Origin of the sequence: Brevibacillus sp. SAFN-007a (assembly GCF_051967035.1) — a bacterium.
In the GTDB taxonomy this organism is placed as follows: Bacteria; Bacillota; Bacilli; order Brevibacillales; family Brevibacillaceae; genus Brevibacillus.
This window is the reverse complement of record NZ_JBQCKK010000015.1, coordinates 40,792-61,215: the sequence shown is the minus strand read 5'-3', so window position 1 is coordinate 61,215 and position 20,424 is coordinate 40,792. Positions and strand designations below refer to the sequence as shown.

Genomic DNA, 20,424 nt, shown 5'->3' with positions numbered 1-20,424 from the left:
GATCTGCTGCGTTTTTTACTTTTTCGCTGCCTCGTTATTGGACTGCGGCAGGTTGTACTTCACGATCAGCTTGTCCAGCTCGTTTTTGCCAAACGCATCGTAGCCAGCCTCCAGCGCATTTGCGCGGAGCTCTTCCTTCATTTCATCGAAGGTTTTTTCCTTGCGGTTTTCAACCTTGATGATGTGGTAACCAAAGCTCGTTTTTACCGGAGGTCCTACTTCCCCGACTTTTTGCGTCAACGCTGCGTTTTTGAACTCAGGCACCCATTGGCTTACGTCGGCATTTTCGTACAGGCCGCCGGTTTCCTTGCTGCCCGGGTCGTCCGTAAACTCCTTCGCCAGCTTCGCGAAGTCCTCGCCCTTTTTCAGACGCGCTTCGAGGTCGTTGGCGATTTTCAATGCTTCCTCAGGCTTGCGCTTCTCCGTGGAAATCAGGATATGGCGTACCGATGCGATGGTGCGGGACGCTTTGTCCATCTGGTCGTACTTCTGCTTCAATGTATCGTCACTGATGTTCTTTTTCAGCACGGTGATCGATTCGTTGATGAGCGCCATCTGGTTGGTCACCATTTCTTTGGTGACGCCTTGGCCTTCCATCAGCTTGTTGAACTTGGCCTCGTCCTTGCCCAAGAAGCTCATGTACTGACCTTTGATTTTCTCAAAGGTCTTTTCCGCCAGGGCTTTCGCTTCCTTCTTCATGGCGTCATCAGAACGACTCGCCAAAATTTTGGTTGCCGTATACTCGCGCGCGAAAGCTTTCAGCGCTTCGTTGTCGGCTGCCTCGATCATGGTACCTTGTTGCGGATTCATGAAGTTGATGACGCGCAGGAACTCTTCGAACTCCTGGCCTGTCACCGTGCCGCCCTGATACTCAACAAAAGCCGCCTTCGCATCTCCCGTATAAGGCAAGGTCAGCTTGGGAAACTGCGTGAGTGGATCGTTGGCATCAGCAGCTTGATTTCCCTGTTTATTTCCGTCTGTCTGACTGGCTGCGTTTTGATTCGGCTGCGCATTATCTTCTGCCTTTCCGCAGCCGGTCATGAGTGCCACGACCAGAACAGCAGAAGATAAAATCGCTACAGAACGTTTCATACTAGGAATCTCCCTTCCCGGCAAGCCCCCTGTCCCTTAGGACACAGGACTCTCCGTACCGGTGTCTTTACGCACCTGATGAAATTGACGCAGCAGTTTTTCAACCAACTGTACGCCCTCGTCTTCTCTTAACCCCTTTACTTTAACAGTAATGGTGATCTGTTGTCCACCCGAGAGCCCCAGTCTTCGGCTCCAGTTGCTGGCAAGCGCGAACAGAGCGCCGCCGTCAATGTTGTTGTTCTGGCTAGGATGTAACACCAGCTTGATTTCATCCGGATTTTTTTGGCTGATCTCGGTAATGTGGTGTTGCAAGGCGTAGACGCGCAAGCGGGAAATCGTCAGCAAATTGTCAACCGGCTTGGGGACAGGACCAAAACGGTCAAGCAATTCCTCTGCCAGATCGTCGACATCCTCCAGCGTGGAAACCGCCACGAACTTTTTGTACATCTCGATTTTCTGGCGGCTGTCGGTAATGTACATGGAAGGAATGTACGCATCGAGTTGCAGGTTGATTTCCACAGGCGTCGCCACCTCCTGCTTGGTCTCGCCCTTCAGCTCGTCAATCGCTTCCTTGAGCATCTGACTGTACAGATCAAAACCGACTGTATTGATGAACCCGTGCTGCTCCGCGCCCAGCAGGTTACCGGCCCCGCGAATGGACAAGTCGCGCATCGCGATCTTGAAGCCGGAGCCAAGCTCGGTAAACTCCTTGATGGCTTGCAGCCGTTTTTCCGCGACCTCTGTCAGCACCTTGTCCCGTTGATACGTGAAGTAGGCGTAGGCGATCCGGTTCGAACGGCCCACCCGTCCGCGCAGCTGATACAGCTGGGACAAGCCCATTTTGTCGGCGTTGTAAATGATGAGCGTATTGACGTTCGGGATATCGACCCCGGTCTCGATGATTGTCGTGCTGACCAGCACGTCAAAGTTGCCTTCCAGAAAATCGAGAATGACGCCCTCCAGCTCGCTTTCGTTCATCTGTCCGTGCGCTACGGCAATCCGCGCATCAGGAACGAGCATGGAAATTTGCTCCGCCATTTGCTCGATGCCCTGTACCTGGTTGTAGAGGAAAAAGACTTGGCCGTCGCGCGCCAGCTCGCGTTCGATCGCTTCGCGTACAAGCGCAGGGCTGTATTCCATCACGTACGTTTGTACCGGAAAGCGGTTTTCCGGCGGCGTCTCGATGACAGACAGGTCGCGCACACCAAGCATCGACATGTGCAGCGTACGCGGAATGGGCGTCGCTGTCAGCGTAATCACGTCGACATTTGTCTTGATTTGCTTCAGCTTTTCCTTGTGGCTCACACCGAAACGCTGCTCCTCGTCAACGATAAGCAGTCCCAGATCGCGGAACAGCAAGTCTTTGGAGAGCAGACGATGCGTCCCGATGACGACGTCGACCGTGCCTTCCTTCAACCCTTTTAGCGTGGCGTTTTGTTCCTTGCGCGAACGGAAGCGGCTGAGCACCTCGACGCGAATCGGATACTCGGCAAAACGCTCGCGGAACGTCTCGTAATGCTGCTGGGCCAAAATCGTCGTCGGCACCAGTACCGCCACCTGCTTGCCATCCATGACGGCCTTGAACGCAGCGCGAATCGCGACCTCGGTCTTTCCGTAGCCGACGTCCCCACATACAAGACGATCCATCGGGCGTCTTCGTTCCATGTCTGCTTTGACCTCGGCAATCGCCCGCAACTGATCCGGCGTCTCCTGATACGGGAACATCGCTTCAAATTCCCGCTGCTCGGCCGTATCGGGAGAAAAAGCATGCCCAACCGCTGCTTCCCGTGCAGCGTACAGCTTAATTAAGTCTTCGGCAATATCTTTGACGGAAGACTGGACTTTATTTTTGACCCGTTTCCATTCGCTGCCGCCCAGGCTGTAGATTTTCGGCTGGGCTTCCTCGCTTGCCACGTATTTTTGCACGTGGTCGATCTGGTCGATGGGAACGAACAAGCTGTCTCCGGCCGCATATTGAATATGAAGGTAATCTTTATGAATTCCGAGTATTTCCTTGGTTTCAATTCCAAGGTATTTACCAATTCCGTGATTCACGTGTACCACGAAATCGCCGGGCTTCAGCTCCAAATAATTTTTGATCCGCTCCGCGTTGTTCATCGTCTGCTGCACTTTGCGCGCTTTGCGCTGCTTGGCGGTAAATACTTCGCCTTCCGTAATCACGACCAGCTTGTTTAACGGAAGCTCGAAGCCTGTCTGGAGGTTCCCCAGTATGATCGTAGGACGCCCTGGCGGCACTACATCCACCGGTTCGGTCAACACGTCCGCTTCCATCTCATAGTCGTGCAAGACGCGTTCCAGACGCTTGGCCCGCTCCAAATCGGCGGCGACAAACACAATCTGATCCTGAGACTTTTTCCAACGAGCCAACTCTGTTTTCAGCACATTCATCTGTCCGTGGAAGTTCTGCATGGTGCGACAGGTCAGGTTGACGATGTTTTGCGGCTGGGTTTTGGGAGACTGCCGGAGGAACAAAGACAGGTGGACAATCTGCCGCTTTTTCTGCGAGACGATATCCTCATACGTGCGAGACAGGCTGAGGTTCGCCATATACTCGCCCTGGGCGATTCGTCCAGTCAGCCACTCCGCCTCTTCCTTTTGCAGCTGGGCAGCCGTATCCAGGACGCGGGACGGTTCATCCATAATCAGAAGAGTCTCAGGCGGCATGTAGGACAACAGCGTGTCCTGCGACGGATAAATGACCGAGATGTACGCGTACAGCTGGGGAAAACGCTGTCCTGCTTTCATCCGTTCCACATCCGCGCCGATGCGCTCCGCCACTTTTTCCTTGGCTGCGCCATCTTTCAGCTTGGCAACGGTTTCACCGAGCTTCTGCTCTAAGCGGACAGCCGATTCCATCAGCAAATGCGTAGAGGCGATCATTTCCTTTGCCGGGCCCAAAACGTACGTCTGCACGGATTCCATCGAGCGTTGGGAAAGCATGTCAAACGTACGGATCGAGTCAATTTCCACATCGAACAGCTCGATACGCACAGGCCACTCGGAATCGATCGGATACAAGTCGATAATGCCGCCGCGAACACTCAGCTCGCCTTTTCGCTCGACCATATCGACGCGCTCATAGCCAAGCTCCACACAGCGGGACAAAAACGATTCGACATCCAGCTCGTCGCCGACGGACAGCGTGATCTGCGCTTCTTTCCACACCTGGGGCGGAACGACCAGACGGCGCAACCCCGCAAACGGCGCAACCAAAAAACCCGTAAAGCCTTGGGCCAGACGGTTGAATACATGAATGCGCTGCGCCAGCATCTCCGGGCTGGCGATGGCAAGCTCGGAGCCGATCAGCTCGTTGCCGGGATAGAGCAGCACTTGATCGGAGGGAACCAGCTCAATCAGGTCCTCATATACTTTTTGCGCTTGGTACATGTTATGCGTGACGACACAGACCGGACGCCCGGTCATTTGCTGGAGTGCCGCCATCAGTGTCTGCCGGGCCGAACCTGCCAGACCGGAGACGAGCTGCTCATGCAGACCTTTCTCCAAACCAGCCACAATTGTCCCGACGTTCGAGTCTTGTTTCATCGGGTTAATGATGACTTGCATTCACTAATCCCCTCTCTAATTCTTCTGTCATCTGCAACCAGAGCCTGACTGAGCTTGCGATTTGGGCCGCAGGTCGACCATGCGAAAAGAAGCCTTAGCTCCCCAAGCTAAGGCCTTGTCCGTACAAGCCTTCCTAACGAGTATCCGCTCCTCTTTTATTGAAGTGGATTTCCAACTAGCGAAAGCTCTGGATGCTGAATCAGCGCTTCACGGCAGTAATCGCACGTGATGCTGACGACCGTATCTCCACTTTGTTCTCTCGATATTATAAGAGCACGTTCCTCCGGGGTCAAGAAATCAAACCCGAGCTGCGCTTCCGTCACTTGCGATTCGTCAAATTCCGCGATTTTCATGCCGCAACAACGACACGTGTAGCGTATGCTCATGAATATGCCACCCCCATACCTTTTCCTATCGCTTAGTATGGTCGGTTGGGTGGAAAATCATACTAGCACAAACGTCTGCGCCCTTCTTGGCTGCTACGCTCCTCGCTTATTTCTGCAAGCTGTTGAAATGGTTCATCACCTTGACAAACGGCTCTCTTGTCCACATGACCGCGGCGTCGGCAGCATGCTCCACCGCTTCCTGAATCAACGTTCTTTCCGCAGCAGGGAACGATTGGAGTACGTAATCACTCACGCTTCTCCCCGGCTCCGGACGCCCGATCCCCACTTTGATTCGTTTGAATTCCTGGGTCCCCAAGTGCTGAATCAGCGATTTGATGCCGTTGTGGCCGCCCGCACTGCCTTTTTCCCGCAAGCGCAACTGTCCGGTCGGGAGGTCGAGATCGTCAAAAATCACGACCAGTTCATCGGGAGTCAGCTTGTAAAATTTCAACACCTCGGCGACCGACTCCCCGGAGAGGTTCATGTACGTTTGCGGTTTGACCAATAGCACCTTCTCGCCTTCCACTCTGCCTTCTCCGACAAGCGCACGAAACTTGTTTTGCGCAACGGGAATGCCCCATTTGTCGCTAATCTTATCTATGGCCATAAAGCCGGCATTATGTCTCGTGTCTTCATATTTTTTGCCTGGATTGCCCAATCCGATGATGACTTTCACGTTCATTCCCTCCTACTCTCTCCCATTGTACTAGAATGGTATCGCGAACAAAAGAAAAAGGGCCCGGCAGTATCGCAACCGGACCCTTTCGCCATGATTCGACTTTTTCCCTTATTCGGTCGCAGCCGCTTTTTCCGCGACGGCCTCCGCCTCTTGCTCCGCTTCGACAGACGCTTCGGACTTGGCTTTCACTGGCAGGACGCTAATCAGCACTTCCGTAGGCTCAACCAAAAGCTCTACGCCCGCCGGAACTTCCAGATCCGCGGCCAGTACGACGTCTCCAATGTGGAAGCCGTCGACATTCACCAAAAAAGACTCCGGGATGTTGCCCGGCAAGCAGTGGACGTCGACGTTGTGGCGCACGAGCGTCGCTACGCCAAGCTCCGGATCGCCGGTCATGAGCACAGGTACCGATGTGTGTATTTTTTCATTCATATCGATCTTCTTGAAATCAGCGTGCAAAACATGACCCCTGATGGGATGACGCTGCAATTCGTTCACCATCACGTCATGCGTGGTCCCATCGACAACCAGTCGGAACGGCTTGTTTGTCGTCTGCTGGCGCAGGGCGGCATCCAGCTCGCGTCCATGGATTTGAATCGACTGGCTGGTCACATCGCTTCCGTACACAACACCCGGCACCCAGCCTTCGCGGCGCAGCACCCTCACAGAATTGCCTGTCGTCTGTTTTCGTACGTGAGCCTGTATCGCTTCCACAAAAAAACCTCCTTGGACCGCTAGTAAAAGTTTCCTTATCTAGCTTGTCCAAAGGAGGTTTATTTCAATCCCCAAAAAGGGGAGGCTTTTCCTTAATCGAACAGCTTGCTGACGGACAGCTCTTCGTGTACGCGAATGATCGCTTCGCCAATGATCGGCGCCACGGACAGAACCGTGATCTTGTCAATCAGTTGCTCTTGGGTAAGCGGAATGGAATTGGTGACGATCAGCTCTTTGATCTTCGAGTTGGCAATCCGCTCAATCGCAGGACCGGACAGCACCGGATGCGTGCAACATGCGTAGACTTCACGCGCCCCTGCTTCCACGAGCGCATTGGCTGCCAGTGTGATCGTTCCCGCCGTATCAATGATATCGTCAATAATGATCGCTGTTTTGCCTTCGATGTTACCGACAATGTTCATGACTTCCGCTACGTTTGGTTCAGGACGGCGCTTGTCGATAATGGCAATAGGCGCTTCCAGACGTTCGGCCAGCTTGCGGGCACGCGTAACCCCGCCGTGGTCAGGCGACACTACGACGATATCCTTCAAGCCTTTTTCGGAGAAATGCTTGCCCAAAATCGGCACACCCAGCAGATGATCGACAGGGATGTCGAAGAATCCCTGAATTTGCGTCGCATGCAAATCCATGGTAATTACGCGCTGCGCTCCTGCGGTTTCGATCAGGTTGGCAACCAGTTTGGCCGTGATCGGATCGCGTGCGCGCGCCTTGCGATCTTGTCGGGCGTAGCCGTAGTAAGGGATGACAACGTTGATGCTTTTTGCGGAAGCGCGTTTCAATGCGTCGACCATTACCAAAAGCTCCATCAAATGCTCATTAACGGGAGCAGACGTTGGCTGAATAACAAATACGTCACAACCGCGAACGCTTTCGTTCAATTTAATTTGGCACTCGCCATCACTAAAACGCACAGCTTGCGCGTTACCGAGCGGCACGCCGATGTGTTCAGCGATTTCCTTTGCCAATTCAGGGTTTGCGTTGCACGTAAATACCTTCAGTTTGGGGTCGCGGTAATTAGCCATGATCTTCTCTTAGAACCTCCCGTTATGATTGCTTTTTGCCCTTGCGAGGCATTCTGCTAGCGTAGTCTAGTTTATTCACTTGACGCTCGCGTGCAATCGCAAGCGCATTGTCTGGCACATCCTGATTAATGGTCGAGCCTGCTGCTACATACGCATTTTGTCCAACGGTAACCGGAGCTACCAGATTGGTGTTGCAGCCGATGAACGCCCCGTCCTGGACGGTCGTTTTATGCTTGACGGCCCCGTCGTAGTTGACGGTGATCGTTCCACAGCCGATGTTTACACCATCGCCAATCTCCGCGTCACCGATATAGCTGAGGTGAGGTACTTTTGAGCCTTCGCCGATTTTGGCGTTCTTCAACTCGACGAAGTCTCCGATCCTGGCTTTGCGGCCGATCTGTGTTCCGGGACGAATGTAGGCAAATGGCCCAACGGTTGATTCCGCTTCCACACTTGCTTCTACCAAGACCGCATAAGAAATGGTTACGTCTGAGCCGACCTGGACATCTGTCAAATCAGCCTGCGGCCCAATCACGCAATTCGCACCGATGGTTGTCCGCCCGCGCAAAAACGTTCCCGGCTGAATCACCGTATCGGCCTCGATCACGACATCTGCTTCAATATACGTAGAGGCTGGATCGATGATCGTCACGCCGTTGCGCATATGGCTGACGGCAATTCGCTTCCGCATGTACGCTTCGGCTTCCGACAGCTGTACACGGTCATTGACGCCCATCGTTTCATCCGGATCAGCGGCTTCGAACGCCACTACCTTTTCGCCTGCTTCCCGCAAAATGCCGATCACGTCTGTGACATAGTATTCGCCTTGCGCGTTGTCATTTTTCACTTCCGCCAAGGCTTTCCATAATTTACGATTGTCGTAACAGTATATGCCTGTGTTGATTTCCCGGACCGCCCGTTCCGCTTCGGTCGCGTCCTTATGTTCCACGATTCGCAATACTTCGCCCGCCTCGTTGCGCACGATGCGCCCGTAGCCTGTCGGATCGGGGAGCACGGCGGTCAAAACAGTCGCAGCCGCTTGCTGCTCTTCGTGATAGGTCAGCAAGGCGGACAACGTCTGTGCAGACAAGAGAGGGACATCTCCGTACAAAAGAAATGTAGTGCCTTCTTTATCTTGTAAAAACGGCGCTGCCTGCGAAACGGCATGTGCCGTTCCCAATTGTTCTTCTTGCAGTGCGTAAGTGACGCCCTCGCCTAGTGTGGCGCGGACCGCGTCAGCACCATGACCTACGACGACAACGATGTCCTCCACCTGCATAGAGCCAAGCGTATCCACAACATGCTGGACCATTGGCTTCCCGCAAACAGGGTGCAGGACCTTGTACAGCTTCGATTTCATCCGCGTACCCTGACCAGCGGCCAGAACCACGGCATGGATCTTAGACATGTCAACCCTCCATCGTAGAAGTTCCACAATGACTATATCTTAATCATATGTGGATTTCAAGACAATCGATGCAGGATTATCGCCGTTTCCCTGACATTGCCTGAAAGTTGTTCATCTAACAGACAACATTTAATAATCTGATAAAAAATGATATAGTGATGGGCGAAAGAGGTTTGGAAAAGGAGGCCGGAAGGAATGCCAGCAAATGTCTACTTGCTGACCGGATATTTGGGCAGCGGAAAAACGACCCTTTTGCAAAAATGGCTGACTCATCTACGCGTCCAGAACGAAAACGTAGTCGTCCTGATGAATGAGATGGGCGAGGAAGATATCGACGGCGAACAGCTGCAAGGCTTTGGCTTTCCTGTCAAAAAGCTGCTCGACGGCTGCATATGCTGCTCGATCAAAGGGGAGCTGACCGAAGGCTTGCGCGACATTTTGAACGCGTTGCAGCCGGATCGCATCCTGATCGAAACGACGGGAGTTGCAGACCCGATCGACGTGATCGACACGCTGACCCACCCGGAGCTGTACGATCGCATCGAGCTGAAGGGCACGATCAGCGTCGTGGACGCGTCCCGCTTTTTGGATCTGAACTCGCGCTTTTCCTCCACAGGCTCGCTGGTCAAAACGGTACGCAACCAGGTGAAGTACGCCGACCTCATTCTCCTGAACAAAACGGATATGGTCAGCGATGAACAGCTCCAGCGCGTCAAGAAGAAGCTGATCGAGCTGAACCCGCAGGCACCGATTCACACAGCCGTTCAGGCGAATATCGACCTCAATCGGCTGCAATCCCTCAAGCGATTCGAGCATGCGCGCGATACCGAGGCTGTGCCCGCTGTCCCTGTGCAAAAAACAATCGGCCGCATGTCGGCCATGGACAGGCTCAAACAATCGCTCGGCCTGAAAACCAGCACACCTTCTCTGTACAATAGTATCGAAACGTTTTCCTACACCTTCACAGGACCGGTAGACGAGAAAAAATTCGAGGACTTTCTGTACGATTTGCCCAAAAATGTCTATCGGGCAAAGGGATACGTGCTTTTCCACGGAAAAAAGGAGCTGATTTCCTTTCAGCACACGGACAATCAAGTGCTGTTCTTCCCGTTTGAAAACTTTGGACCGAAACTGGTCGCCGTTTTTATCGGGGAAGGATTGGATCAGGAGGAAATCAAAAGAAATGTAGCCAAATGTTACACGTAGACAGACGCCGAAGCACCCTGCCAAAACTGACAGGGTGCTTTTGTATGGGGCACTATTTAGGCACCCGCTTCGATCGTGCTCTCTTCTTCTTGACCCACGCGTTCATACTCGGTCAAGACAGCAGCTTGGATCTTTTCGCGGGTGGTCGAAGAAATCGGATGGGCAATATCGCGAAATTCTCCGTCAGGTGTACGTTTGCTTGGCATTGCTACAAACATACCGTTGTTTCCGTCAATGACACGGATATCATGAACCACGAACTCATGGTCAATTGTAATGGATGCAATCGCTTTCATCCTACCATCCGTATTCACGCGGCGCAGTCTTACGTCTGTAACTTCCATCTAGTTCACTCCCTTTATCTATGAAACGCGTTTAGGAGTATTTCCACCCTCTGGGTAAATATTCCTGCTGATGTTATGCAATTTTTTAAAAAATATATAAATAGGTTCGGGATCGCGGCACAACAAAACAGCCTCATGCAACGAGCATCAGGCTGTTTCGAGCTACCCTTTATGGACTTCCGTACGATTACGCCTCGATATACGCGACAATCTCGATCTCGACCTTGACGTCGCGCGGCAGGCGTGCCACCTCCACCGTAGAGCGTGCGGGCTTGTGGTCGCCAAAATAATGGGCGTACACTTCATTCAACTGCGCGAAATCGTTCATGTCCTTGATGAAGACAGTCGCCTTCACCACGTTGGAAAGTGTTCCTCCTGCTTCCGCCAGAACAGCTTGCAGGTTGGAAAATACTTGATGAGTTTGTTCCACGATGTCGCCTTCCACCAGCGTGCCGTCTGCCCGAAGCGGAATTTGACCGGACGCAAACAGAAACGGACCTACTTTGGCAGCCTGGCTGTACGGGCCGATTGCTGCCGGAGCCTTGTCAGTGGAAACAAAAGAGATTGCCATCGCGATCTACTCCCCTCTATTTTCAAAAAAACTGCCTAGCTCAATTTCAATCTGCTTGCCCTTGAAGTCGACATCCCGCAGCTTGGCAAGAGACACGTATTCATCAATCAAACGCTCGGAAACATCTGCCGTCGTCTCGACGAGCACTCCGCAGCCCACGACCGTCGCCCGGAACTCCTGAAGCAGATCAATCATGCCGCGTATCGTGCCGCCTGCCTTCATGAAATCGTCTACAATCAGAACACGAGACTGCTCGGCCAATCCGCGGCGGGCAAGAGACATCGTCTGAATCCGCTTGCTCGAACCGGATACGTAATTGATGCTGACCACAGAGCCTTCCGTCACCTTGTTGTCACGGCGCACAATGACGACCGGCACGTTCAAAAACATGGCGGTCGCATAGGCGAGCGGAATTCCCTTGGTCTCCACCGTCATGACCACATCGACGTTTTTGTCCGCATAAGCGGTGGCAAACAGCTTGCCGATCTTCGCCATCGTCGCCGGATTGCCGAGAATGTCGGACATGTACAAATATCCGCCTGGCAAAAGCCTCTCCGGATTGGCCAACTGCCCGATCAGTTCGCGCATGAAGTGAAGGGCCTCTTCCATTTTTACCTGGGGGATATACTTCACTCCGCCTGCCGCTCCCGCCACCGTTTTCAACAAGCCGACACCCTGAACCTCAAACGCTTCCTTGATGATCGACAAGTCTTCACTGATGGATGATTTCGCCGCGCCGTATTGTTCCGCAAACAGAGTGAGAGGAGTCAGCGTATGGGGATGGGCGAGCAAGTGCTGCGTCATGTCAACCAGACGTGCACTTCTGCGCAATTTCTTCATGGCTCTTCCTCCAAAACCGAATGTTATGCTGCTAATGTATCATTTTTATACGTGTTCATGCAAGTATTTCCCCTTCTTGGGAGCCTAACATTCGGACAACAAACACATCTTTGACAAATCCTCTGAGCGCATTGTAGATCCGATGCACTTTCGCTTCCTTTTGTACGAGGGCAAATACCGTCGGACCGCTGCCGGACATCAATACTCCATCCGCTCCGGAAGCGATCATCAGTTCCTTGATTTGCCGCACTTGCGGATAGAGCGCGAGCGTCACGTTTTCCAGCACGTTTCCGAGGGACTGGCACATCAAGGAAAAATCCTGCTCGGAAACCGCCCGGAGCATCTGCTTTGTATCGGGATGATTGTCGATTTTGTCGACACGCAAATTTCCGTATACATCAGGGGTGGACACACCGATTGGCGGCTTCGCCAGGATGACCCAGCAAGAAGCAGGCGTTCCCAGGTGCGTGATTTGCTCGCCGCGCCCTTTTGCCAACGCCGTTCCTCCATAGACGCAAAAAGGAACGTCAGAACCGATTTCTGCGCCGATTTCCGCCAGCTCGTCCACGGTCAAGCCAAGATTCCACAGCTGGTTCAAGCCGCGCAGCGTCGCTGCCGCATCGCTGCTGCCGCCGGCCAGTCCCGCTGCCACCGGGATCTGCTTGTCTATATACAACTGTACGCCCTGGCGCACCTGATAGCGTTCTTGTAAAAGCACGGCCGCTTTATAAGCATGATTGCGGATATCATCCGGTACGAAGCTGGCAGAGCAGTCCAGCGTAATCTCACCATCTTCGCGCAGCGTCAAGTCTACACGATCTGCCAAGTCGACGGTAGTCATCACCATTTCCACTTCGTGATAACCGTCCGGCCGTTTGGCAAGCACATCAAGAGTCAGGTTGATTTTGGCCGGAGCTTTGACCGAGATACGCACGTTGTTCACCTCTGCCTACTTTACTAAATTTCCTAGTCTCTTATTGTAGCATAGCCCCTCTCTCCCCTGCCACTTGAACCCCTAAAAAGAAGAGGATCGCGATCATTATGGTTATTTCGAAAATTCAGCAGTGGATTCCAGCAGCAAAAAAGCCGGGAAGCCCCGGCTTTGTCAACGGTCTGTCTGGTATGATCCGTAATTGGGTGTGTCCGCCTGCGCACAACAAACGGCTATGACCGTCTTGCGGCCAACGCCTCTTCCGCGAGCTGTACAGCCCGCTTCACCATGTTTCCCGCGTCACGCGTCGTGATGCCTCCCCAGCCTTCTGCCTTTACCTTATCGTAAAAGCCAAGCTCCTTGGCGAGTTCCATCTTGAACTGCTCCGACATCATTCCTCGTCTGCGACCCATAGCATCCTCCCTTCCCGTTGACAGGTATAGTGTATGCGAAGTCCAGACCTTTCATTTGAAACCCAACTATTTACAATATTTTGATCCCAAAAATAAAACAGTAGAACCCACAAGGGCTCTACTGTTGTACAAATGTGATGCGGATGTGCTCGTTTTCGCGGCACACCGTCAACTCTACTGTTTCCGTCAAGATGTCAGCATAGCTGTAAGAGACCCGCTCAAAGAGCTGATCGTCGTCAAGCTTTACCACAAACACAGATGGGTATGTTTCTTCGAGGATGCCACTTCGTTCGACGGTTTTGCGGCGACCTCCATTGGCTTTCAGAAGGATGCGCTCACCAATGTGCCCGTCTAAACTGCGTTTAATGTCAAGTAACGCGTTTCTTGCCATTGTTCCATCCACCTCGCTTACATCTATTATAACAGCTCACATATATTTTGTCAAAGAAATAAAAAATTATAGCAACCCTGCAGATATTTTGTCAACGGGGTTTTTTTCATCAAAAAAGTAGATAATTGTCGCCACTTTGGCATCGTCTAGGCGCGCCCTTCCAAACCCTTGCTTCCGCAACGCTTTGGGGCGAAAGCCTGGCCGCCAGGGCTGCCCTTTTTCCTTCTGAATCGACAAAAAAACCCCCGCTTTTGGCTTTTTCAGCCCAAAAACGGGGGAGAGGCTTGTCTAATGCGCGATCAGCCCGCGCCGCAAGCCTTCGTTGGCTAGGCGGGCGAATTCTTCAATGCTGAGGGTTTCACCGCGTCGGGTCGGGTCAATGCCGATGTCGTCGAGCATCTGTATTACTTCATCCTTCTGTGTTTTTAGAAACAGACCGTTCAGCAGGTTGTTCAACAAGGTCTTTCGACGCTGGGCGAACGAGCTGCGCACCACGCGGAAAAACACGTCCTCATCGTCCACCTCGACAAGCGGACGCTCTCTGACTGTCAGCCGGATCACCGCAGAGTCGACGTTTGGACGAGGAATAAACACACTGGCCGGGACAATCATCGCCACTTCTGTTTCCGCATAAAATTGTGCCGCCACGGAGAGAGAGCCATAGTCTTTCGTTCCCGGCTTGGCTGCAATTCTCTCAGCCACTTCCTTTTGAATCATCACGACAATGTTCTCAAGCGGCAATCGTTCTTCCAGCAGCTTCATCAGAATCGGCGTTGTGACATAGTACGGCAGGTTGGCTACGACACTCAGCTTCTCTACCCCGGAGAGCTTCTCTTGGATCAGCGCTTTCAGATCCAGCTTGAGCACGTCGCCATGCACGATTTCGATATTTTCATACGGCGACAAGGTGTCCTGCAAAATAGGCAGGAGCCGTTGGTCAATCTCAATCGCCATGACCTTGCCTGCTGCTCGTCCCAATTGCTCGGTCAGAGCGCCGATGCCTGGGCCGATTTCGATCGCGCCTTTTTCCTTTGTCAGGTCCGCTTCGGCCACAATATGATGCAAAATGTTCGTGTCTACCAGGAAATTTTGTCCCAAGCTCTTTTTAAACGAGAAGCCGTACTTCTCCAGAATTTCTTTCGTTCGCGTAGGTGTGGCAATATCCTTGCCCGCTGCTTGCGTCATTGCTTACTCCCTCTCCTTGTTGATGGCTTCGATCGCCGCCTCGAACTCCGCGCGACTGATCTGGAAGGCGTTGAGCCGTTGCAGCATTTGCTTGGCATTGGCGTATCCGATGCCCAATGCTTCTCCCAGTTTGATTCTCCGCTCTTTGGCATCGCTTCCTGACGTCAACCCGTTTTCCAGCAGATCGTCAGCCGTAATTTCTCCGGCCGTTTCGGCCATCTCTGTGCGTACTTCCGACAGCGCGCGAATAATGACGTCAGGCGAAGCGTTCTCTACTCCGATATCGCCCTTTTTCGTGCCGTCCTCTTGGGTGATAAAAGCGTGCTTGCAGCCAGGCACGGATCGGCTGATGATTTTGCGGATGCGCTCTCCCTGATAATCCGGGTCAGTAAAAATGATGACGCCGCGCTTTTGCTGCGCCAGCCGGATTTTTTCGATCGTTCTGGCGTGAATGGCGGAGCCGCCTGTTTCAATCGTATCCGCGTTAACCGCTCGCTTGATCGCGGCGGTATCGTCTCTCCCCTCCACCACGATCACTTCTTTTATTTTCATCATGTACTCCCACTTTCGTACAAGGTTGCATTTGAAACTACCCTCGATTGGCGAAACGTTTCTGCGCTAGAATCCGTCTCTTTATTCAACAGCTTATCACGACTATTCCCCAAACGCCAAAGACAAAAGACAGGAGCGTTCGCCCCTGTCCTACGGTTTGTGCGGCCCAATGATATAGACGGTTCGGTTGCGCTTGCGGCCAAATTGAACGGCCTCTGCCTCTGTGCTGACAAACACGTCAATTTTTCCGCCGCGCATGGCTCCACCTGTGTCTTCTGCCCGGCGATACCCAACGCCCTCGATGTAAACCCACCAGCCATACGGAATCACTTTTGGATCTACAGCGATGGTATGACCTGCCTTTGCCTTTACGCCCGTCGCCGTACGGCCGTAGCCTGGCGAACTCGGATGTTTGCCTCCCCCGGCAGGGGAATAGGCGGTCAAGGTAACCCCGTTCAGTACTTTTTTCGGCCTAAATACTTTTCCACCACGCGAGACCATGCCCGATGCAGAAGCGACCAGGACCCGTTGCGACGGATCGTTGGTTTGCAGCGAAGGAGATGCTGTTCCAACCGCTACCACCTGGTCTTTCTTTGGCACGAGCACGTCTCTGGTCACCAGTTCACGGGAGACCTCCTTCCCGTCTTCCATGACCAGCTTGTAGTGTGCAATTGCCTTACCCTCTTGCCCGTTTTGCAATACACGGGACGTGCCTTTTGTTAACGCTGGGTCGTTTTTGCGTATTTCCTGAAAAGCAACTCGCTCCTCGACTTGTACCATCTTCTCGACGACACGCTTGATGCGGATCGTAGCGTCTTTGGTCAGCGAGGCGGTCAAGGCCGGTTCCACCCGGTCCTTTTCCCCCAGCGTAATGCCGCTGTCCTTCAACGCGTCAGCCACATTGCGACTGCGTGTCTGTATCGTTTTGGTCTGCCCGTCAACCTGGACCGAAATGGACCAGGCTGTATGTAAAGTAATCGTTGCTCCGTCTGATAACTTCGTCTCAGGTGTCGGTTGAAGGAAATCTTTTTCCGTTACCGTAATGTTTCGTTCGGTGAGGAACTGCTCAACGGTTCTTGCTTTGGTAGCTACCGTCTGGCTCTCTCCGTCCAACGAAAAAATGACCTGTTTTGGCTGGGTAGCCTGGGCAGAGAAATAGCCAATCATGGGAATGAGTATAAGAGAGAGGATGCCAAAAAGAACAAGCCCCCGGTTCTTATACCTATCCCATATCGCGCGTAACTCCATTTCCCACACTCCTTTTCCTAGAAAAGCACGAGGCTTCTCCTGTCTAGCCAGGTAAGGGTCGATGTAATTGCACCAATATTCTGGAAGTGGCCAGTACTTCGCAAGGTCGGTTTTGATTGTATGTCACTTTCCCGGCTTTGTCAAATTCACCCTCCCTTGGCTGAGCGATAACGCTAACAGACTAGCAAAAACCAGATGGCGAATGGTAGCGGATTCCTGTCGAGGAGCCGTGTCGGATGGACAATAATCGTTCGACACATTGTTCAAGGTATGCGCCGCCAAAAACGAGTAGAACAACAAGATCGCGGAACAAAAAACCGGGAAATCACGTGACAGGTCGTGATTTCCCGGTTTTGCTTGCGGTTTGTTTACGGTTGAAGGCGGAACAGACGCCTTGCGTTTTCCGTCGTGATTTGCGCCATTTCTTCGTAAGACAGGCCGCGAATGTTCGCCATTTCCTCGCAGACGTAGCGCACGTATCCACTCTCATTTCGCTTGCCGCGGAACGGGTGAGGAGTGAGGTACGGGCAGTCTGTTTCTATCAACAGCTTGTCGAGCGGTACTTTGGCCGCTACTTCTTTTGGCTGCTTCGCATTCTTGAAGGTCAGCGGACCCCCGAACGAAATGTAAAAATTCATGTCCAGCGCCTGCTTCGCTGTCTCCCAGCTGCCCGAGAAGCAGTGCATGATTCCCCCGACTTCCGCTGCCTTCTCTTCTTTGAGGATCGTCAAAACGTCCTGATGCGCGTCCCGGTTGTGGATGATGATCGGCATATCGAGCTTTCGCGCCAGCCGAATCTGCTTGCGGAACACCTCTGCCTGCACGTCTTTTGGCGACGTATCCCAGTAGTAGTCCAGGCCCATTTCGCCCAGTCCCACTACTTTCGGATCACGACTCAGCTCCTCGATCCATTCCAGATGTTCGTCTGTCATATCTTTGGCGTCCTGCGGGTGCCAGCCTACGACAGCGTAAATGAAATCATAGGTTTTCGCCAGCTCCATGCAGGTCGGGATGGTTTCGGCGTTAAATCCGATATTCACGATCGTGCTGACGCCGTTTTCCCGCGCGCGGGCAATGACTTCCTCGCGATCTTCGTCGAATTCCTTCGCGTTCAGGTGCGCATGCGTTTCGAATAACAAAATAGGTCCTTCCTTTCCCAGCCCTCGTTACTTCACGATCGCTCCGTTCGGCATGCTCGGATCGACTGTTGCCAACGTCAGCTGATCGCCTGCCGACGCTGCCAAAATCATGCCCTGCGACAGTTCGCCACGCAGCTTGACCGGCTTCAGATTGGCGACGAGGATGACTTTTTTGCCGACCATTTCTTCCGGCGTGTAGTATTTCGCGATGCCGGAAACGACCTGGCGCTTCTCATAGCCGAGATCCAGCTGCAAGACCAGCAGCTTGTCGGCATTCGGATGCTTCGCGCATTCGACTACTTGCGCCACGCGCAGCTCTACTTTGCCAAAATCGTCGATGCCGATCTCTTCTTTAGCATCCGCTGGTTTTTCTGTCCCTTCCGCTTGGTTGGCAGTCGTTTCGTTCACAGGTGCTTCCCCTTTCCAGGCTTCTTGCTTTTTCTTGTTTTCCTCTGCTTGGCGGCGCGCTTCCGCGGTCGATTCGTCGATGAAGGCCAGCTCCGCCTGCACGTCCAGACGCGGGAACAACAGTTCTTTGCGGCTGACCGTGCTTCCGACAGGCAATCCGCCCCATACGCCTGCGGATTCCCAGCTTGTTGCCTGCTCGTTGCCGAGAATTCCGAGCTGGTCCCAGATTTTTGCCGGAGCCTTGGTCATGAACGGCTGAATCAAAACGGAGACGATGCGGATGCTCTCCGCCAGATTGTACATGACGGTTGCCAGACGTCCTCGGGTTTCTTCGGATTTTGCCAGATTCCACGGCATGGTCTCGTCAATGTACTTGTTGGTGCGTCCAATCAGCTCCCAGATGTGGGCAAGCGCGTTGGAAAAACGCATTTCTTCCATATGCTCTTCGACCAGCGCCTTTGTTTTCATCGCCAGGCCGATCAGACTGTCATCCGGCTCTCCGGCGTCTTGTGCGGCAGGCACGATGCCATCGAAATATTTTTCGATCATGGTCGTGGTGCGGCTGAGCAGATTGCCAATGTCGTTTGCCAGATCGTAGTTCAGACGCTGAATGAACGATTCCGGCGTGAAAACGCCATCCTGGCCGAAGTTGATTTCGCGCAGCAGGAAGTAACGCACGCCATCGGAGCCATAGCGGTCAATCAGCAGCTTCGGATCAATGACATTGCCCTTGGATTTGGACATTTTTCCATCCGGCATCAACAGCCAGCCATGGCCAAAAACTTGTTTCGGCAGCGGAATATCAAGCGCCATCAGCAAAATCGGCCAGTAAATCGTATGGAAACGCAAAATGTCTTTTCCGACCATGTGCACATTGGCCGGCCAGAAACGGCGGTACTTGCTGTCGTCCTCGGACAAGTAGCCCAGTGCGGAAATATAGTTGGTCAGCGCGTCGATCCAGACGTAAATGACATGTTCAGGATCGCTCGGCACTTTGATTCCCCAGTCAAATGTGCTGCGGGATACGGACAAATCCTGGAGACCCGGCTTCAGGAAGTTGTTAATCATCTCGTTGCGGCGGCTCTCCGGCTGAATGAAGTCAGGATTGGCCTCGATGTGCGCGAGCAATCTGTCCTGATACTTGGACATGCGGAAGAAGTAGTTTTTCTCCTTCACCTTTTTCACTTCGCGACCGCAATCCGGGCAAAAGTAGCCTTTGTCGGTCTTACATTGAGTCTCGGTCCAGAAAGCCTCGTCCGGTACGCAGTAGTATCCCTCGTACTCGCCCAAATAAATGTCGCCCTGATCGAGCAGACGCTGGAACACCTTTTGCACAACTTCCTTATGGCGCGGTTGCGTCGTGCGGATAAAATCGTCGTAGGAAATGTCCAGCTTTTGCCACAGGTCGCGAATCCAGTCGACGACCGGATCGATGAACTCCAGCGGCTGTTTGCCGTCTTCGGCTGCGCGCTCCTGGAGCTTTTGTCCATGCTCGTCCGTACCTGTCAGGTAGTAGACATCGTAGCCGCGCAAACGTTTGTAACGCGCCAGAGCATCACAAGCAATCGTAGTGTAGGCATTGCCAATGTGCAGCTTGTTGCTCGGATAATAAATCGGTGTCGTGATGTAATATGTCGGTTTCATGCAACCTAACCCCTCCTGATAACGTTTAGAAAAATAGAAAAGCCCACCCCAAAAATTGGGGCGAGCTCTAACTCGCGGTACCACCCAAATGCTCCGCCCTCCTCACGGACAACGGACTTGGTGAGTCCAAAACAGACTCTGCCCGTAACGTGGGCGGACGTCACAAATTACTGGGCACGGTTCATGCATCCCGTGGCTGTTCATCTGCAAGACTCCGGGGCCATGTTCAGCCAGCTCGCTTATGCCGGTTTTCAGCTACCCCGGCTCTCTGGAATAAGGAGGATCGGCTTACTCTTCCCATCATGGTCGTTTGCTATGGAATTCCCTCATTTATCCTCTATTGTACACGACCGACTTGTTTTGTAAACATCCAGGAAGGCACAACGGCTACGAATTTCTTTCAGGAAGGAAAAGTCAAAAAAGAGAAGAGCAGGCTTTTTTGTCGAATCGACTCGGATTCATTCGACATAAAGTGACGGACTCCCTGCGTATTACTACCAGTTCACTTGATCTATAAAATTTTCCATCTCGTGCCTGATTTCCTGGGAAACACTGATATATCAGCCTTTCCGCTTTCAAAAAACACTTTTCTTTTCAAAGATTTGTCAAAATGATGTTGACACCTTTGGGAATCGCTGGTATGAT

The 20,424-nt window shown here is 52.8% G+C and carries 19 protein-coding genes and 1 other annotated feature; of the genes, 1 reads left to right on the top strand and 18 read right to left on the bottom strand.

Annotation, left to right across the window (positions count from 1 at the left end):
• Window positions 1-15: 15 nt before the first annotated feature.
• The 7 genes from ACTHO6_RS15740 to glmU form a co-directional block, all read right to left on the bottom strand.
• Window positions 16-1,092, bottom strand: a complete 1,077-nt coding sequence (locus ACTHO6_RS15740) for a peptidylprolyl isomerase (RefSeq protein ID WP_440242726.1) — start codon at window positions 1,090-1,092, stop codon at window positions 16-18.
• 36 nt (window positions 1,093-1,128) lie between these two features.
• The gene (mfd, locus tag ACTHO6_RS15735; protein ID WP_440242725.1) at window positions 1,129-4,677 is read right to left on the bottom strand and encodes a transcription-repair coupling factor; all 3,549 of its coding nucleotides are present in this window, start codon (window positions 4,675-4,677) and stop codon (window positions 1,129-1,131) included.
• A 155-nt stretch (window positions 4,678-4,832) separates the two neighbouring features.
• Entirely contained in the window at window positions 4,833-5,063 is a 231-nt protein-coding gene (locus tag ACTHO6_RS15730) for an anti-sigma-F factor Fin (RefSeq protein ID WP_122905230.1), read from the bottom strand.
• Between the two features lie 106 nt (window positions 5,064-5,169).
• On the bottom strand, window positions 5,170-5,739 hold the full coding sequence (gene pth, locus ACTHO6_RS15725; RefSeq protein WP_440242724.1) for an aminoacyl-tRNA hydrolase: 570 nt from the start codon (window positions 5,737-5,739) through the stop codon (window positions 5,170-5,172).
• A 111-nt stretch (window positions 5,740-5,850) separates the two neighbouring features.
• Complete coding sequence (locus ACTHO6_RS15720) at window positions 5,851-6,456, bottom strand: 50S ribosomal protein L25 (protein WP_440242723.1); 606 nt, start codon at window positions 6,454-6,456, stop codon at window positions 5,851-5,853.
• A gap of 92 nt (window positions 6,457-6,548) precedes the next feature.
• Window positions 6,549-7,499, bottom strand: coding sequence for a ribose-phosphate diphosphokinase (locus tag ACTHO6_RS15715; protein ID WP_440242722.1), 951 nt, complete (start codon window positions 7,497-7,499; stop codon window positions 6,549-6,551).
• A gap of 22 nt (window positions 7,500-7,521) precedes the next feature.
• Window positions 7,522-8,907 (bottom strand): bifunctional UDP-N-acetylglucosamine diphosphorylase/glucosamine-1-phosphate N-acetyltransferase GlmU, encoded by a 1,386-nt coding sequence (gene glmU, locus ACTHO6_RS15710; RefSeq protein ID WP_440242721.1) that lies wholly within the window; start codon window positions 8,905-8,907, stop codon window positions 7,522-7,524.
• A 195-nt stretch (window positions 8,908-9,102) separates the two neighbouring features.
• Here glmU and ACTHO6_RS15705 point away from each other — a divergent pair, with 195 nt between their 5' ends.
• Window positions 9,103-10,113, top strand: a complete 1,011-nt coding sequence (locus ACTHO6_RS15705) for a CobW family GTP-binding protein (protein WP_440242720.1) — start codon at window positions 9,103-9,105, stop codon at window positions 10,111-10,113.
• Window positions 10,114-10,169: 56 nt separating this feature from the next.
• Here the strand turns inward: ACTHO6_RS15705 and spoVG are convergent, their stop codons facing one another.
• The 11 genes from spoVG to metG form a co-directional block, all read right to left on the bottom strand.
• Entirely contained in the window at window positions 10,170-10,457 is a 288-nt protein-coding gene (spoVG, locus tag ACTHO6_RS15700) for a septation regulator SpoVG (protein ID WP_005828662.1), read from the bottom strand.
• 187 nt (window positions 10,458-10,644) lie between these two features.
• Window positions 10,645-11,028, bottom strand: a complete 384-nt coding sequence (locus tag ACTHO6_RS15695; protein ID WP_440242719.1) for a RidA family protein — start codon at window positions 11,026-11,028, stop codon at window positions 10,645-10,647.
• A gap of 6 nt (window positions 11,029-11,034) precedes the next feature.
• Entirely contained in the window at window positions 11,035-11,868 is an 834-nt protein-coding gene (gene purR / locus ACTHO6_RS15690; protein ID WP_440242718.1) for a pur operon repressor, read from the bottom strand.
• Between the two features lie 55 nt (window positions 11,869-11,923).
• On the bottom strand, window positions 11,924-12,802 hold the full coding sequence (ispE, locus tag ACTHO6_RS15685) for a 4-(cytidine 5'-diphospho)-2-C-methyl-D-erythritol kinase (RefSeq protein ID WP_440242759.1): 879 nt from the start codon (window positions 12,800-12,802) through the stop codon (window positions 11,924-11,926).
• 230 nt (window positions 12,803-13,032) lie between these two features.
• Window positions 13,033-13,212 carry a small, acid-soluble spore protein, alpha/beta type gene (locus ACTHO6_RS15680; RefSeq protein ID WP_440242717.1) on the bottom strand — a complete coding sequence of 60 codons (180 nt, stop codon included), beginning with the start codon at window positions 13,210-13,212 and terminating at the stop codon, window positions 13,033-13,035.
• A gap of 118 nt (window positions 13,213-13,330) precedes the next feature.
• Window positions 13,331-13,603 (bottom strand): biofilm formation stimulator Veg, encoded by a 273-nt coding sequence (gene veg / locus ACTHO6_RS15675; RefSeq protein WP_005830485.1) that lies wholly within the window; start codon window positions 13,601-13,603, stop codon window positions 13,331-13,333.
• A 288-nt stretch (window positions 13,604-13,891) separates the two neighbouring features.
• Window positions 13,892-14,788 (bottom strand): 16S rRNA (adenine(1518)-N(6)/adenine(1519)-N(6))-dimethyltransferase RsmA, encoded by an 897-nt coding sequence (gene rsmA / locus ACTHO6_RS15670; RefSeq protein WP_440242716.1) that lies wholly within the window; start codon window positions 14,786-14,788, stop codon window positions 13,892-13,894.
• Window positions 14,789-14,791: 3 nt separating this feature from the next.
• A complete protein-coding gene (rnmV, locus tag ACTHO6_RS15665) occupies window positions 14,792-15,340 on the bottom strand; it encodes a ribonuclease M5 (protein WP_440242758.1) in 549 nt (182 codons plus the stop codon).
• Window positions 15,341-15,490: 150 nt separating this feature from the next.
• Window positions 15,491-16,588: a ubiquitin-like domain-containing protein gene (locus ACTHO6_RS15660; RefSeq protein WP_440242715.1), complete on the bottom strand. Its 1,098-nt coding sequence runs from the start codon at window positions 16,586-16,588 to the stop codon at window positions 15,491-15,493.
• Between the two features lie 368 nt (window positions 16,589-16,956).
• A complete protein-coding gene (locus ACTHO6_RS15655; protein WP_005830491.1) occupies window positions 16,957-17,727 on the bottom strand; it encodes a TatD family hydrolase in 771 nt (256 codons plus the stop codon).
• Between the two features lie 27 nt (window positions 17,728-17,754).
• Window positions 17,755-19,863: a methionine--tRNA ligase gene (gene metG, locus ACTHO6_RS15650; RefSeq protein ID WP_440242714.1), complete on the bottom strand. Its 2,109-nt coding sequence runs from the start codon at window positions 19,861-19,863 to the stop codon at window positions 17,755-17,757.
• Window positions 19,833-20,092 (bottom strand) — a binding site (T-box leader). It overlaps the preceding gene by 31 nt.
• Window positions 20,093-20,424: the final 332 nt, after the last annotated feature.